9 protein-coding genes and 1 pseudogene are annotated in these 16058 nt (G+C 66.8%); 2 read left to right on the forward strand and 8 right to left on the reverse strand.

Annotation, left to right across the window (positions count from 1 at the left end; genetic code table 11):
* Positions 1-42 precede the first annotated feature (42 nt).
* The 3 genes from F9Z44_RS20115 to F9Z44_RS20125 form a co-directional block, all read right to left on the reverse strand.
* Positions 43-2073, reverse strand: a complete 2031-nt coding sequence (locus F9Z44_RS20115; protein WP_159608451.1) for a two-component system sensor histidine kinase NtrB — start codon at positions 2071-2073, stop codon at positions 43-45.
* Positions 2074-2078: 5 nt separating this feature from the next.
* Positions 2079-2885 carry a carbon-nitrogen hydrolase family protein gene (locus F9Z44_RS20120; protein WP_159608823.1) on the reverse strand — a complete coding sequence of 269 codons (807 nt, stop codon included), beginning with the start codon at positions 2883-2885 and terminating at the stop codon, positions 2079-2081.
* A gap of 90 nt (positions 2886-2975) precedes the next feature.
* Positions 2976-7103 (reverse strand): YhdP family protein, encoded by a 4128-nt coding sequence (locus F9Z44_RS20125; RefSeq protein ID WP_236574202.1) that lies wholly within the window; start codon positions 7101-7103, stop codon positions 2976-2978.
* Between the two features lie 92 nt (positions 7104-7195).
* Here F9Z44_RS20125 and glnE point away from each other — a divergent pair, with 92 nt between their 5' ends.
* On the forward strand, positions 7196-10015 hold the full coding sequence (gene glnE, locus F9Z44_RS20130; protein ID WP_159608453.1) for a bifunctional [glutamate--ammonia ligase]-adenylyl-L-tyrosine phosphorylase/[glutamate--ammonia-ligase] adenylyltransferase: 2820 nt from the start codon (positions 7196-7198) through the stop codon (positions 10013-10015).
* Between the two features lie 69 nt (positions 10016-10084).
* On the opposite strand, the pseudogene F9Z44_RS20135 reads toward glnE, so the two are convergent.
* The 5 genes and pseudogenes from F9Z44_RS20135 to F9Z44_RS20155 all read right to left on the reverse strand — a co-directional run bounded on the left by F9Z44_RS20135 (position 10085) and on the right by F9Z44_RS20155 (position 15160).
* Positions 10085-11445, reverse strand: a pseudogene (locus tag F9Z44_RS20135) (IS3 family transposase).
* 85 nt (positions 11446-11530) lie between these two features.
* On the reverse strand, positions 11531-12376 hold the full coding sequence (locus tag F9Z44_RS20140) for a ferritin-like domain-containing protein (protein ID WP_159608454.1): 846 nt from the start codon (positions 12374-12376) through the stop codon (positions 11531-11533).
* 50 nt (positions 12377-12426) lie between these two features.
* The gene (locus F9Z44_RS20145) at positions 12427-14004 is read right to left on the reverse strand and encodes a cryptochrome/photolyase family protein (RefSeq protein WP_159608455.1); all 1578 of its coding nucleotides are present in this window, start codon (positions 14002-14004) and stop codon (positions 12427-12429) included.
* A complete protein-coding gene (locus F9Z44_RS20150; RefSeq protein WP_159608456.1) occupies positions 14001-14159 on the reverse strand; it encodes a DUF2256 domain-containing protein in 159 nt (52 codons plus the stop codon). Before F9Z44_RS20150 ends, F9Z44_RS20145 begins: the two co-directional genes overlap by 4 nt.
* Positions 14156-15160, reverse strand: a complete 1005-nt coding sequence (locus F9Z44_RS20155; protein WP_159608457.1) for a MerR family transcriptional regulator — start codon at positions 15158-15160, stop codon at positions 14156-14158. Before F9Z44_RS20155 ends, F9Z44_RS20150 begins: the two co-directional genes overlap by 4 nt.
* 43 nt (positions 15161-15203) lie before the next feature.
* On the opposite strand from F9Z44_RS20155, the gene F9Z44_RS20160 reads away from it, so the two are divergent.
* Positions 15204-15824 carry a glutathione peroxidase gene (locus tag F9Z44_RS20160; protein WP_159608458.1) on the forward strand — a complete coding sequence of 207 codons (621 nt, stop codon included), beginning with the start codon at positions 15204-15206 and terminating at the stop codon, positions 15822-15824.
* Positions 15825-16058 lie beyond the last annotated feature (234 nt).

A 16058-nucleotide genomic window follows, 5' to 3' on the forward strand; every position in this document is an offset into this window, starting at 1 on the left:
ATAAAGGTGGCTTGCACAGGGAAGGCTGCCGCGCGGGGCCCCTCAATCCGACTTGGGCAGCGTGAAGCGGAACACCGTTCCCCTCGGCTGGTTCGTCTCGTAGGTCAATGCCCCACCGTGCTGCTCGATCACCGTGCGGCACAGGCTCAGCCCCAGCCCCATGCCTTCGGCCCGGGTGGTGAAGAACGGCGTGAAGAGTTTTTCCTGCACTTCGCTGCTCAGGCCCAGGCCGTGGTCGCTCACCTCGAACGTCACCCACGCCTTCTGCTGCTCGCCGCCCGAGTGCAGACGCGTGCGGAACACGTTGATCTTGAGCAGGCGCAGGCCCGTGCTCAGCGCGGGGTCGCCCGTGGGCATGGCCTGCATGCCGTTGCGCGCCAGGTTGAGCAACACCTGCTCGACCATGGTGCGGTCGCACAGCACCGGCGGGCAAGCGGGCGCAATGTCGATCTGCAACTGGATGCCCTGCTTCTTGGCCTGCAACACCAGCAGGGGCTGGATGGCGTCGATCAGCGTGCGCGGGGACACCGCTTCGCGCACCTGCTCGCGCCGGCGCACGAAGTCGGTCACGCTCTTGATCACGCGCCCTGCACGCTCGGCTTGTTCGCTGATGCGGCGCATCGCCTGCGACAGGTCGGCCTGCGGCAGCGCACCGGCTGGCTGGTCCAGCAGGTTGATCGCCCCGCTGGCGTAGCTGGAGATGGCCGCCAGCGGCTGGTTGAGCTCGTGGCTGAGCAGCGAGGCCATCTCGCCGACCGTGGCCAGGCGCGCGGTGGCCTGCAGGCGTTCTTGCGACGTGCGGTTGAGGTCTTCCACACGGCGCTGCTCGGTGAGGTCGAGGATGGCGCTCATGAAACCTGTCTGCTTGCCCTGGGCATCGATCAGCGGGGCTTCGATGATGAGCACCGGAAAACGCTTGCCGTCAGAGCGCTGGAACACCGATTCGTAGCCCTCGCGTGGCAGCGTCTGCCCGGCCAGGCGAACCAGCTGGCGCTGTTGGTATTCGTCCACCAGTTCGGGCGGCCACCAGGGCGCCGGCAGTCCTGTGCCGACCAATTGCTCGGCGCTCAGCCCCACCATGTCGCAGAACGCCGGATTCACATAGGTGATGCGTCCGGTCATGTCGCGCGCGCGCAGGCCGGTCACCAGCGAATCCTCCATGGCCTTGCGAAACGCCAGCGCATCGCCCACCTCCAGCTCGGCGCGCTGGCGCAGCCGGGTGTCGCGCGCGAGCAGGGCCAGCACGGCCAGCAGGGCCAGCGACAGCGCGCTCACCACTGCGGTGAGCACGTTGGGGAACAGGCCACCCACCAGGCGCGGGCTCTGCAACTGCAGGATCAGCGTGTGCCCCGGGAGTTCAAGCACGGCGTTGGCGCTCAGGGTCCGGCGGGTGCCGGGCACCATGCGGTGCAGCGCCAGCCGCGTGCCGTCGGCGTCGTTGAACGACAGGCCTCGGCTGCGCAGCTCGTCCCGCTTGGTGAACTCGGACAACATGCCGGGCAACGAGTAGGTGGCCACCAGGAAGCCGTTGGGCACGCCCGAGCGCACCACCGGAAGGCACATCTCCATGAGTTCCATGCCCAGACCATCGCGCATGGGCCAGAAGTAGCTGGACGAATACGCCGGGCCCGACAGGCGCTGCGCGTTGTCGCAGGCCAGCTTCACGTCGGCCACGGCGCGCGTGCGATCCAGGTACCCGAAGAGGTCGCTCAGGTAAGGCGTGTCGCGGTGGCTGACGATCTGTTGCGCGTTGTCGCGCCACTCCAGGCGCATCAGCTCGCGGTGTTGCGTGAGCAGTTCGGCGGCGGGCGCATTCCAGCTGTCGGCGGTGGGCGCCACGCTGTTGAGGGATTGCAGGGTCTGCACATTGCGCAAGAGTGAGTTGCGGATGTCGCTGGCCACCGCCGCAGCTTCCTGCTCCAGCGCTTGCTGGTCGCGCCCTTCCTCGTACTCACGGGCCAGGAACACCAGCACCACCAACAGCACCAGCACCAGCAGCACGAGAGCAGCCCACAGACTCCAGCGGCGCGAGCCAGGGTCGCTGTGTTCGTGCGGCGCGCCCTCGAAGCTCATGCGCTTCAGAGACGCCGGTGCTGCAGCGAGGGCAGCTGCTCGCGCACGCTGCGCAATTGCTCGAAGTCCAGCTCGGCCATCACCACGCCCGGGCCTTCGGCCTGCATGGCCATGACATTGCCCCACGGATCGATGACCATGGAGTGGCCCCAGGTGCGTCGGCCGTTTTCGTGCAGGCCACCCTGTGCGCTGGCGATCACGAAGGCCTGGTTCTCGATCGCGCGGGCGCGCAACAGCACCTCCCAGTGGGCCTGCCCGGTGGTGTGGGTGAAGGCCGATGGCACCAGCAGCACATCGGCCGCCAGCATGCGGTAGAGCTCGCCAAAGCGCAGGTCGTAGCACACGCTCTGGCCCACGCGCCAGTGCTGCCCGCTGGCGTCGCGGCAGTCGAACACGGTGGGGGTCTCACCGGCGCGCAGCACGTTGGCCTCGTCGTAGTGTTCGCGCCCGTTGTCATAGCGAAACAGGTGGATCTTGTCGTACCGGCTGGCGCATTCGCCGCGCGGGTTGTAGACCAGCGAAGCGTTGGCCGCGTGCGTGGGGTCGTCGGTGGCCATGGGCAGCGTGCCGCCCACGATCCACATCTTCAGATCGTGCGCGCAGTCCGACAGGAAGTCCTGCACCTTGCCCAGCCCGGGCGTCTCGGCCAGCACCAGCTTGTCTTCGTCGCTGGCGCCCATGAAACAGAAATACTCCGGCAACACCGCGAGCTCGGCGCCGGCGGCGGCGGCCCGGCGCAGCAGCAGCAGGGCATCGCTGAGGTTGGCGTCCAGGCTGATGCCGGAGACCATCTGGATCGCGGCGACCTTCAGGCGGCCAGGCGCTGGGGGGTGGTGAGGCAGGGTCATGAGGTGTCTTTCGGTGGGTGCCGTGCGCGACCGGGTGCGCCGGGATGGTTCAGCTTACTGCAGTGTGCCGGCCGGCGTTCGGGGTGCTGCCGCGGGTGGTTCTCGCTCGACCTTGGCCACCTGCGGATCGGCCCAGCTGCCGGTGACGCGGAACTGCTGCGTGCCGGCGCTCTGCAGTGGCTGGCGCAGCAGGAACTGCGCCAGGAAACTGCCCAGGCCGATGGCGGGATTGATGGCGGTGGCGATCAGCGAGGCGGTGCCGGCATTGATTTCGGGCACCACCACCACCTTCAGGTCTTGCTGCTCGCGCGCGAGGTCGGCCGTGCCTTCCATCAGCACGGCGGCGTTGACGCCCTTCATCTGCAAGTTGTTGGTGAACAGCACGCCTTGCTCGATGCGCGCGTCGCCGCGCACGAAGTCGAATGCGAAACCGTCGGAGAACACGTCGCGGAAATCCAGCGCCAGGCGCCTCGGCAGCGCCTGCAGGCTGAGCACACCGAGCAGGCGGCCTGCGCCGGGCTCGACCTTGAGAAACTGGCCACGCTCGAAATCGGCCTGCAACTGCCCGGACAGCGTGGGGTAGTCCACCGACAGGGGCGAGCCGAGCCAGCCGATGCTGCCCTCGATGCGGCCCTTGCCGCCGCGCACCAGGCCCGGGCGGTTGAAGCGTTCGAGCAGCGCGCCAGAGTCGTCCACATCGAGCCGGAAGCTCAGCGCCGTGCGGCGCTGCTCCTGCGGGCGGCCAGATGCCGACAGCGGCGCCCAGTTGCCGGTGGCGCTCAAGCGGGCTTCGGGCACGCCGAGCTTGAGCTTGGTCAGTCGCCATTCGCCCGCGCGGGTCGGCCCCCCGCGGTTGATGGCCTCCACCTCGACGCGACCCAGCCGGCGCCCGGAGACCTCCAGGTCCTCCACCGCAATGTCGAGCGCGGGCACGCTGGTGGGCTGGCGCAGCAGCTGCTCCACTTCGGTGGCCACGGTGGGCTCCAGCTTCAGGCGCGCCAACCGGGCAAACACGCTGCCCGCGGTGTTGGGACCGGACTGGCGCACTTCGACGTAACCGTTGAGCTCGTCGGCGGTGACGTTGGCACGCCACTGGGTGCCCTCGCGCGAGCCCCCCACCACCACGCGGTTGAAGGTGCGACTCTCCAGCGTCAGGCGGTTGGCGCGCAACGCCAGCGTGGTGGGCAGGTAGCTGAGCTCGGCGTCCTGGTCGATGGCGCTCAGCTCCGCCGGCGTGGGCACGCGCACCCCCGAGCTGCTGGCCAGCCGCGACCAGGCGTCCAGATCGAGCTGGTCGAACCGCAGATTGCCCACCACACCCGCCGCGGGCATGGGGGCCACATCACCGCCCTCCAGTCCCGCCGCCACGCTGCCGCGCAACACGCGGGGCGCCGGGCCGGTGATGTCGCGCTCGTACCGCAACACCACCAGCGGCGCCAGCGCCGAGCCCAGATCCAGCGCCACGCGGTCGGTGCGGGCCACATCGTCGGCCAGCGTGAGCACCGCACTCTCCAGCCGCAACGGCAGGCTGGCCTCGGCGGTCTTGCCCAGCGGCGCGGGCAGGCTCAATGCCATGCCCTGCAGGTTGCTGTTCACCTCCAGTTCGGGCACGCCACCGCGAAAACCGAGCTGCGCCGTGTAGGCCGCGGTGCCCGATGCGTTCTGGAACAGGTGCGAGACCGCGCCCAGGTCGCCGTCGCGCAAACCCTCCGCGCTGGCCACGCCCTGACCCCGAAACTGCAGGCGCGCCGCGCCTTGCGCGCTGGTGCGCAAACCGCCCTCGAACTTGAGATCACCACCGAACAGGCGCGTGTTGCCGCCCAGCACGACGAAGCCCTGCTCGGTGAACGCCAGCGTGCCGCGCGTGCGCGCCAGCAGCGGCGCGGCCGGGCTCATCTTGAGGTCGTTGCCCTCGAACTGAACCGTGCCCGCCACCGTGGAGGCCGTCAATTTGAACAGGGGCAGCTTGAGGGCCAGACCCACCTGCGCGGTGCCACCCACCCGGGCCTGGGCCAGGACGGCGTTGGTCATCGCATTGAGCGGCGAGGTTTGCACAAAGCTCAGAATCTCGCTGGCCAGGCCTTGCGCCTTGGCCTTGACGGTGAGCGTGGTGTTGCCGGCCAGGTCATCGAGCTCGATCACGCCGTCGCTCAATCGCACCCCACTGGCCCCCGCCAGTCCCGATGTGCCTCCCGTCACCCTCAAGCTCAGGTGGTCCAGCAGGAACTGCCCCGAAAAGCCTCGCAGACCCGCCCAGGGAGCGGAGCCGCCGGGCTGGAAGCTGGAGGGCAGGTATTCGAAGTCAACGTCGCTCACATCGGCAGAGATGCGGAATTCGCTCGGGGCGCCGGCGTTTCTGAACGGCATGCCGTCCATGTCGCCCTGCATGCGAAACGCCACCTGACCGGCACGGCCAGCGCGCACCGCCTCGCGCACATAGCGCCGTGCTTCGGGGTCGATGGTCAGCGGCAGGTAGCGGTACACCCGGGTGCCTTCGGCGCGGGTGAGGTTGGCCGTGAGGTCGAGCACACCGGGAAAGCGCGACTTCGACGGGCTGGTGGCCGGGTCGCTGGTGTGCCACTTCACCTGGGCCGTACCCTCGGCGTCGGCGTTGGCCATCTTCAGGTTGTCCAGCTGGGCCTCGATGCGATCACCCTGCACCCGCCACGAAGCGTCGGCCTCCAGGCTCTGAAGCGCAATGCGCGGCTCCTCGAACACATCGGGCAGCTCCACCGAGCCGTCGGCCACGGTGAGGCGTGCACGCCCGCCATCCTGGGTGAGGTCGAAGTCGACTGTGGCCCCGGTGATGCCGGGCCGGCCGGGCAGCGGGTACTTGCCTCGGGCCGACATCAGCCCGCTGGGCTCACCCGTGAGCGCCAGGCCCTGCACCCGGCCACGCGCCTGGTAGGTGCCATGCGCCCAGTCGATGGTGGCTTCCAGGTTCTCGTTGGAGGCGGTGGCCGGGCCCTGCCAGCGCGCGGTGAAACCGTCCATGCGGCCCTCGGGCTTGAGGCGCTGCAGCAGGCCACGCGTGGCTTCGGGCAAGGGCAGGCGCTCGGCAATGGCCGACAGCGCGGCCAGATCGAGCTGCTCGGCGCTCAGCGTCACGCTGCTCGCCCGTTTGGCCTGGGGCGCGGCGTACTGCAGCTGCAAGCGCCCACCCGGCCAGGTTTCGCCCTCGCGGGTGCGAAAGTTCAGGCCCTCGGATGTCACGCCAAAGCCGTCGGCGTCCCACTGGGCGGCCAGCCTGCCCTGCACATTTTCCAGCGCCAGCGTGGGCAACCGGGGCCCGAGCTGGGCCTCCACGTTCTGCAGCGCCAGGTCGGCTGTCACACCGGCCACCTGCCCGCGGTCCACCTGGGCCCAGGCGCGCAGCGCGCCCTGGCCGGTGCGCACTTCCACCCCCCAGTCGGACAGGTCCACATAGGTCCGCAAACGCGCCACGTCGACGCGGGTGAAGTCGGCAAACAGCTCGCCGCTCCAGTCGTGCCACACCGGCTGTCCGGCGGCGCGATGGCCCAGGTTGAGCAGCCGCTCGCGCAGCTGGCCGCGCAGGCTGATGCGCTCGCCCCATTCCGGCGGCGGGGTGGCGTCGATGCGCCAGTGGTGGGTGCGCGCGGTGTTGCGGGCCACAAAATCGAGATCACCCAGGGCCAGCGCGGGCTGGCGGCGCAGGTCGTCGGTCCAGCGCACCGTGCCGTGGCGGATCACGAATTCGCTCTGCGAGAAGAACCAGTCGGTGGCAGCGTTGTCACCCGGGCTTGGACCCGACATGTCCAGCCCGGCCACCTCGATGCGGCCCTGCGCGGTGCGGCGCACATCGAGCACCGGCGCTTCAACCACCACCTGCTCGAAACCACCCCGCCAGAGCGAGCGCACCGAGACCGCCGTGCGCACCAGGGGCAGCTGCAGCGCCACGCGACCCTGCGCATCGATGAGTTGCACATCGCGCAACTCGAAGGAGGGCACCAGCGCCGGCAGGAAACCCATGACGCTGCTACCCGATTCGGCGCGGATCTCACCGATGCGAACCGGTACCCCGACCGCCTGAGTCGCCCACCTTTCCAGGTCGGGACGCCATTCGCCGATTCGGGGCACAATCGCGCCATTCAAACCGGCCCAGGTCAGTGCGAAGAGCCCCCAGACACCGAGCAGCAGCCACAGCAACAGGCGGCTGACCACGGCGAATGTCTTGAGGGTTCTTGAGGCTCCCGCGTGTGACGCGGGGGTATCACTGGGCGCCGGGTTTTGATGGTTCATGTCCAACGCAAATTATGACGGCCAGGCATCTCACGGGTTCCAACACAGGCGTTTGTGCTTTGTCATCAAATGTGAACGCACTGCCTGAGCTGACACTGGCCAATCGCCAGGCAGACCATTCACGTTTCGTGCAGCGGGTGCGCCGGCGCTACCCCGACGAGCTTGTCTGCCTGCCCGAGGGCGCCCCGGAGCGCGCCACCATGCAAGCCGGCCTCGCCACCCTGGTCCAGCGTGGCCTGCCCAAGCCGGCGGCCCTGCGGGTGTTGCGCCAGCTGGTGCTGGAGCGGCTGGTGGTGCTGGACTGCGAGCACGGCGCGTCCCTGCAGGCGGTCACGCGGGCCGTGACCGAACTGGCCGAGATCGCACTCGATGTGGCCTGCGAGCTGGCCTTCCACGAACTCGACGACCTGTTCGGCGCGCCCCAGCACATCGATGCCCAGGGGCAGACCGTGCGTGCCCAGATGTGGGTGGTGGGCATGGGCAAGCTGGGCGCGCGCGAGCTCAATGTGTCGAGCGACATCGACCTGATCTATGTGTACGACCACGATGGCGAAACCGCCGGCAACGCCCAGGGCCGCAACCGCATCAGCAACCACGAGTATTTCGGCAAGGCGGTCAAGCACATCTACAACACCGTGGGCGAAACCACCGAACACGGCAACGTGTTTCGTGTCGACCTGGCCCTGCGGCCCAACGGCAACTCGGGCCCGAGCGCAGTGTCGCTCGGCGCGCTCGAAGAATATTTCCTGGTGCAGGGCCGCGAGTGGGAGCGTTTTGCCTGGCTCAAGAGCCGCGTCATCGCACCGGCGGCCTGCGTGGCGGCCGGTGGCGCCAACGCCCTGCGCAGCGCCGTGCTGCCCTTCGTGTTCCGCCGCTACCTCGACTACGGTGTGTTCGAGGCACTGCGCACGCTGCACCGGCAGATCCGCGACCACGCATCCAAGCGCGCGGCGGGCAACCCGGGCCGCGCCAACGATGTGAAGCTGTCGCGCGGCGGCATCCGCGAGGTGGAGTTCACCGTGCAGCTGCTGCAGGTGGTGCGCGGCGGTCAGTTCCCCGAGCTGCGCACGCGGCCCACGCTCGATGCCCTGCCGCGCCTGAGCCGCGCCGGCCTCATGCCGCAAGCCTCGGCCGACGCGCTGGCCGAGGCCTACCGCTTCCTGCGCCGGGTCGAGCACCGCATCCAGTACCTGGACGATCAGCAAACCCATGTGATGCCCACGCGCGACGACGACCTCGAGTGGCTGGCCGCCACCATGGGCTGCGCCAATGTGTGCGAGTTCCTGCACACACTCGACGCCCACCGCGAACTGGTGGCGCAGGAGTTCGACACGCTGCTGGGCGGCCCCACCAACGGGGGCTGCAACGGCAAGGGTTGCAACGGCAAGAACGGCGGCGCACCGGGCAGCTCGGCCGACGATCTGCAGGGCGTGCTGGCTCAGTTGCCGGTGGCATTTGCCGCCAAGGTCGCGCAGTGGCGCGAACACCCGCGCGTGCTTGCCCTCAAGGAAGACAGCCGACTGCGGCTGGTGCGCCTGGTGCAGCGCACCGGGGCCTGGCTTGAAGAAGGCCGCGTGAGCGAAGAGGCTGCCCTGCGCATGGCCGACTGGATCGAGCCGCTGCTGCGCCGTGACAGTTACCTCGCCCTGCTGCAGGAGAGACCCTCGGTGCACGAGCGGCTGCTGCGCCTGCTGGGCGCGGCCAAGTGGCCCGCGCGCTACCTGCTGCAGCACCCCGGCGTGATCGACGAACTGGCCAGCCAGCAACTGCTCACCGACCGCTTCGATGCGGCCCAGTTCGAGTCCGAACTCGAATCGCGCCGCGCTGCGCTGCACTCCACCGGCGAAGACGACGACGAGGCGCTGCTCAACCTGCTGCGCCGCGCACACCACGCCGAGGTGTTCCGCACGCTCGCGCGCGATCTGGAGAAAGTGCTCACGGTCGAGCAGGTGGCCGACGACCTGTCGGCCCTGGCCGACTCGGTGCTGCGCCTGACCGCGCGCTGGTGCTGGGCGCGCCTGAAGAACCGCCACCGCGACGAGCCGGCGTTCGCCATCATTGGCTACGGCAAGCTTGGCGGCAAGGAACTGGGCTACGGCAGCGACCTCGACATCGTGTTCGTGTACGAAGACGAGCACGAGAACGCCGGCGAGATCTACGCCGCCTTCGTTCGCAAGATGATCAACTGGCTCACGGTGAAAACCGGCGAGGGTGACCTGTTCGAGATCGACACCGCGCTGCGCCCCAACGGCAATTCGGGTCTGCTGGTGACCAGCTTCCAGGCCTACACCAACTACCAGCAGCAGCGCGGCAGCAACACCGCCTGGACCTGGGAACACCAGGCCATGACACGTGCGCGGTTCGTGCTCGGCAGCGTGGCCCTGGCCGGCCGCTTCGACGAAGTGCGTGAAGACGTGATCACCGCGCTGCGCGATGGCGATTCGCTGGCGCGCGAGATCGTGTCCATGCGCGAGAAAGTGCGCCAGGCGCACCCGGTGCGCGGCACCCGTTTCGATGTGAAGCACAGCCCCGGCGGCATGGTGGATGTGGAGTTTGCCGTGCAGTACCTGGTGTTGCTGCATTCGCGCACCCACCCCGAGCTGCGCGCCAACATCGGCAACATCAGCCTCCTGCGCCGCGCCGAGGCCACCGGTCTGCTCACCCCCGGCATGGGTGAAGCCGCGGCCACGGCCTACCGCGAGCTGCGCCAGATTCAGCACCGCGCGCGGCTGGACGAAGCGCCCACGCAGGTGGACGCGGCATCGGTGGAAGCATCCGCGGCTGCGGTGCGCGCACTGTGGGACCACGTGCTGGGTCCTGCCGTGAACGCCTGACGCATCTCAGGCGTCCAGCAAAAAGCCCGTCTTGAATGAACTGACCCCAATAAGTTGGACGGTTATTGATTAGCTGCTCAAGGCCTGAATCCGGTACTGAACTGGGCTCAGGCCTTTTAGTTTGAGCTTGATGCGATGGTGGTTGTAGTAGTGGATGTAGCGGTGCAGGCCTTGCTGGAGTTGCTTGATGCTTGCGAACTTGTTGAGGTAGAAGAACTCGCTTTTCAGCGTGCCGAAGAAGCTCTCCATCGCAGCATTGTCCAGACAGTTGCCCTTGCGCGACATGCTTTGTTTCAGTCCATGATCGATGAGTTGGCGTCGGTACGCTGGCATCTGGTACTGCCAGCCCTAATCGGAGTGCAGCAAGGGCCTATCCCGGTCCGAGAGCCGCGCCAGCGCCTTCTTCAGCATGCGGCTCACCAACGGGAAGACGGGGCGCTCGAGCATCTCGTAGGCCACAATTTCCCCGTTGTAGAGGTCCATCACCGGGGACAGGTAGAGCTTGTCGCCCTGGACATTGAACTCGGTCACATCCGTCACCCATTTCTGGTTCGGCCCGCTAGCCGCGAATTGCCTATTGAGCAGATTGGGAGCTGCGGCGAGCTGGCCACGGTAGGAGCGGTACTTCTTGGGTCGCACCAGGGATTTCAGGCCAAGACCCTGCATCAGACGCTGTACGGTTTTGTGGTTGACGGCCTCGCCTGCATGGCAAAGGGCGGCAGTGATGCGCCGATATCCGTAGCGGCCCTTGTGGCGCTCGTAGATGGCACGGATACGAGTTTTCAACCCAGCGTACCTGTCGCCGGCCTCAAGCACTTTTGCCTGGTAGTAGAACGTGCTGCGCGAGAGCCCTGCGGCCTTGAGCAGCGCGGGCAACGGGTAGTCCAGCCTCAGTTCGATCACGGCTTGCGCTTTTTCTGCGCAGCTTGCCGATTCACTCGAACCAAGGCATCCAATTTTTTTAGGTACGCCACCTCCGCGCGCAGGTATTCGTTTTCCTGGCGCAGCGCGTCCAGCGTGCGCGCATCGTTGGCATGCGGTGGCGGGGGATCGGGTGGCTTGGGCGCTGTCATCAACTTCGGGCCGCGTCGTCGTTTGGACTTGAGGGCATCTATACCACCCTCATGATACTGACGCTCCCACGCCGATACGACGCCCTGCCCGCCGCGTATGTCAAACAGCGCCGTCACCTGGCGGCACGACAGCTCCTCTCGCCACATCCGGCGTAGCACGTTCAACTTGAACTGCTCGTCGTAGTGGCTGAACTTCTTGCGCAGCCCTTCCATTCCATGCAGGCGATACCCTTCCACCCAACGGCGCACTGTCCCGTGGTCCAGCCCGTATCGCAACGCTATCGCTCGTGCGCCCGAAGATTCCGAAAGGTATCTCTGTACCACTTCGAGCTTGAAGCTCTCATCATGTCTCGCCATGAAAAACACCCCAAAGGTTGGATCGATGTCCAACTTTTGGGGTGCAGTTCATTGAAGACGGGCTTTTTGCTGGGGTGCAGTGCACTCAGACCGGCGCCACCACGGCGGCCGGCGTCAGCGACTTGCGAAAGCGGTTGAGTTCCTGCACTGTCTTGAAGCTCTGCTCCATCAGCAGGCTCATGTTGTGCAGGATGCGGTCGACCACGCGGTTCTCCCACACGGCATCGAAATCGATCTGCTTGTCCAGCCAGTGTTCCAGCCACTCCGGGTTGGGCAGGCGGCTCTGGATGGTGTCTTTGGGGAACAGGTCCTTGTTCACATGCAGGTTGGTCGGGTGCAGGGCCTGTGCGGTGCGGCGGGCACTCGCCATCAGCACGCCCACCTTGGCAAATGCCACGCGCGCCTCGTCGCCGAACTTGCCGATGGCGCGCTTCATGTAGCGCAGGTAGGCACCACCGTGGCGGGCCTCGTCCTGGCTCAGCGTGGCGTAGATCTTCTTGATAACCGGCTCCGAATGCCATTCGCTGGCTCGGCGGTACCAATGGTTCAGGCGGATCTCGCCGCAGAAATGCAGCATGAGCGTTTCCAGCGGCGGGGCCGGATCGAACTCGAATCGGATGTCGTGCAACTCTTGCTCGGTGGGCACTAGTTCGGGCCGGAAGCGGCGCAGGTACTCCATGAGCACCAGCGAGTGTTTCTGTTCTTCAAAGAACCAGATCGACATGAAGGCGGAGAAGTCGGAGTCGTCGCGGTTGTCGCGCAGGAACATCTCGGTGGCCGGCAACGCGGCCCATTCCGTGATCGCGTTCATCTTGATCGTCTGCGCCTGCTCGTCGGTCAGGGCGTTGGCGTCGAACTGGTCCCAGGGGATGTCCTTGTCCATGTCCCAGCGCACGGATTCGAGTTGTTTGAAGAGTTCGGGATAGAGCATGGTGGCCTTTCGGTACGGCCGCATTCTATGCGGCAGGTGAGCTGCGGTGCTTACAAATCACCGAGCCGGGCGAGGGTCAAGGCGGCCTGGTCCCGGATCGCCTGGCGCTCGCTGGCGTCCAGGCGCTGCAGGTTTTTCACCATCAGAGCTGAACGCGGATTCGCTGCGAGTTCGGTCTCGTGGCGATCGAGAAAGTTCCAGTAGAGCGTGGTCACGGGGCAAGCCTGTGGGCCGACGCGCTGCGCAGGCTGGTAGCGGCACCCTTTGCAATGGTCGCTCATGCGGTCGATGTACTGGCCGCTGGCCACATAGGGCTTGCTCGTGAAGCGCCCGCCGTTGGCAAACAGCGCCATGCCGGCCACGTTGGGCAGTTCAACCCACTCGATCGCGTCCACGTACACCGCGAGGTACCAGTCGGCAACCTGCTGCGGGTTCACCTCGGCCAGCAGTGCGAACTGGCCGGTGAGCATGAGGCGCTGGATGTGGTGCGCGTAGCCGTGTTCGAGCGTCTGGCCCACAGCATCCTTCATGCAGGCCAAGTGGGTCTGTGCGCTCCAGTACCAAGCCGGCAGATCGCGGCGGTGATCGAAGTGGTTGGCGGTCTTCATGCCCGGCATGTCCATCCAGTACACGCCGCGGATGAATTCGCGCCAGCCCAGCACCTGGCGGATGAATCCCTCCACGCTGGCCAGCGGCAGGCCACGGTCCCGGTGGGCGGCTTCGGCCGCCGCCACCACCTCGCGCGGATCAATGAGGTGCAGGTTGAGCGCCACCGAGAGCAGCGAGTGCCAGCCAAACGGCGTTCTGGTCCACATGGCGTCCTGGTAGGTGCCGAACATCTCCAGCCGCTCTGACACGAAATGCCGCAGCGCCTCGCGCGCCTGCTCGGGCGTGACAGGCCAGGCGAAGCTCTTGAGCTCACCGGGGTGATCGGCAAAGCGCGATCGCACGAGGTCGAGCACCTCGCGTGTGGTGGCATCGGGCTCGAACTGCGCGGGCGGTGTGATCAGCCCCGGCCCCTGTTTGGGGTAGCTCTTGCGGTTGTCGACGTCGAAATTCCACTGGCCGCCCACGGGCTGGCCGCCTTCCATGAGCACGCCGTGCTCGCGGCGCATTTCGCGGTAGAAGAACTCCATGCGCCACTCCTTGCGGCCGCTGGCCCAGCGTGCGAAGCGCTGGCGGCTGCAGAAGAAATGGGTGTCGTCGAACGCGCGCAACGGCACGTTCGCCGTTGCTGCCGTCGCTTCAATGTCCTGCTGCAATCGCCACTCGCCGGGCTCGCACATCCACAAGGCTTGAGGCCGGAGCTCGTCCAGCACGCGCTGCAGGCGCGCGGGCAGCGTGGCTGTGGCCGGCTGGTCCAGGGCCGCATCGTCCAAAGCCACGTAGCGCAGGGGCAGGCCCCTGACCAGCAGCGTCTGGCGGAAATGCCGCATGGCCGACAGAAACAGCGCAATGCGCGCCTTGTGGCTCCACACGTGGCTGGCTTCGCCGGGGGCTTCAATCATGAGCACTGCATCCTGTGCGGGATCGAAACCGGCCAGCGCCGGATTGCCGAGCCAGAGCTGGTCACCCAGCACCAGCACCAGCCGGCGCAGGGGGGTGGGGAGCGGCAGGGGCGCGCTCATGAAACGTTCTTCCCCGCCTGGGCGCGGCAGCGGTCGCTGCAGTACTTCACCTGTTCCCAGTTGCGCTCCCACTTCTTGCGCCAGGTCATGGGGCGGCCACAGGCGGCGCAGGGCTTCTGCGGCAGCGCGGCCTTGTTGCCTTTGAAACCGCTCATGCCACGTCCGCGTGGGCGTGTGCCCGCCAGCGGGCCACACCGATCTGGATGTCTTGCAGGCGCTCCATGGGGAAAAACCCCGGGGCGGCACCCACGGGCCGGCCACGCTGTGGCTTGTAGAGCGCCGGGCACTGGCCACCGGCCCAGAGCTCCACCTGGGGTGGCAGGCGCTCGCGCAGCTGGTCAAGCGCAGCGCGCACGTCGCGCGGGTTCTGCGAAGCGGTGAAGCCCAGCGCCACGATGTCGGCGCCGCTCCTGGCGGCAGCGCTCACGATGTCGGGCAGCGGCGTCTGCACGCCCAGCGGGACCGTGTGGCAACCCTCCAGCACCATGAAGCATTCGGCCATGAGCAGGCCCAGACCGTGCACTTCGCCAGGCAGCGTGGTGAGCAGGATGCGCGGTGGCACCGGTGCACGCGCCTGCGCCAGCTGGCCCAGTGCCTGGCGCATCACCGACTGCACAATCTCGGTGTAGAGGTGCTCCTCAAACACCGCCAGCCGGCCTTCAAGCCAGGCTTGGCCGACCTGCACGTTCATGGGCGCAACGCACTCGGTGATCAGGCGCGCCAGGCCGCGCTCCAGCAGCATCTGGGCCAGCGCCTGGCGCAGGCCGTGCGCGTCCTGGCAGCGCAGCATCTGCATCCAGTGGTCCATGGCCAAGCCTGCCTCACCGGAGGCTGGAGGTGTCGAAGTGGTCTCGGTTGGGCCGCTCGCGGGTTGAATCCGCCCGGCCCGCCGCTGCGTATCCAATGCAACGAGTTCTTCAAGTGACAGTGCGACCACCCGCCCGGGCCGATGCCCGGCATCGATGAGACGCCGGATGTGGCGCAGGCGGATCAGTTGGTCGTTGTCGTACTGACGCTCCCCCAGGGCATCGCGCGCCGGCGTGGGAAAGCCATAGCGCCGCTCCCACACCCGCAGCGTGTCCTTGGACAGGCCCGTGTCGCGTTCGACATCGGCGATCGCGTGCCAGGCAGGGGTTTCAGAGCTTGAAGTTGTCATGGACAAATGATCCAATGTTTCGCCAGATTATGGAGTTTTTGTCATGAATAGAGTGCTTGTCCACGGCAATGTCCGTTTCTCCCAGCAACTGGTCACGTTGTGCCTGGCCGCCAGTGGCTGGCTGTTGAGCCCGGTGGCGCAGGCGCAGGCATTGACGCCAGCGGCCACCAGCACCGCCTGTCCGGCGCTGCTGCAGCACCGCTTTGATCGTCTGCAGGACGAAAAGCCGCAGTCACTGTGCCAGTACAGCGGGCAGGTGGTGCTGGTGGTCAACACCGCGAGCTTCTGCGGCTTCACCAGCCAATACGAAAGTCTGGAGGCGCTGTACGCCAGGTACAAGCCGCAGGGGCTGGTGGTGCTGGGCTTTCCGGCCAACGACTTCGGCCGCCAGGAGCCGGGCAACAACCAGGCGATTGCCGACTTCTGCGAGAACACCTTCGGCGTGAAATTCCCGATGTTCAGCAAGACCAGCGTGATCGGGCGTGAAGCCAATCCACTGTTCAAGCAGCTGGCGCAAAAGACCGGCGAGAGCCCGCAGTGGAACTTCCACAAGTACCTGATCGGGCGAGACGGGCAGGCCGTTCGCAGCTACCCGAGCGCGCTCGACCCCAAAAACCCTGCCTTCATCAAGGATATCGAGCGATTTTTGTCCACCAAATCGTGACCGCTCAGTCACAATAAAACCGTTCAGTCTATTTTGCCCAACACGACCACCATGTCAGCCCCAGATTCCGACCTGAAAAGCCCACCCAAAGGGACCGCGTGGAACTTTCTGGCGTCCGTTTTTCTCTCAGCCTTCAGGTCGGTTCAAGGGCTGACCACCGAATTCCGTTTTGCACTGCGAAGCCTGCCAGGTCCCCGCGATCCGGCTGTAATCCCGAGGCGCTTCTCTTCCTCC

It is taken from the genome of Hydrogenophaga sp. PBL-H3 (genome assembly GCF_010104355.1).
Lineage (GTDB): Bacteria > Pseudomonadota > Gammaproteobacteria > Burkholderiales > Burkholderiaceae_C > Hydrogenophaga.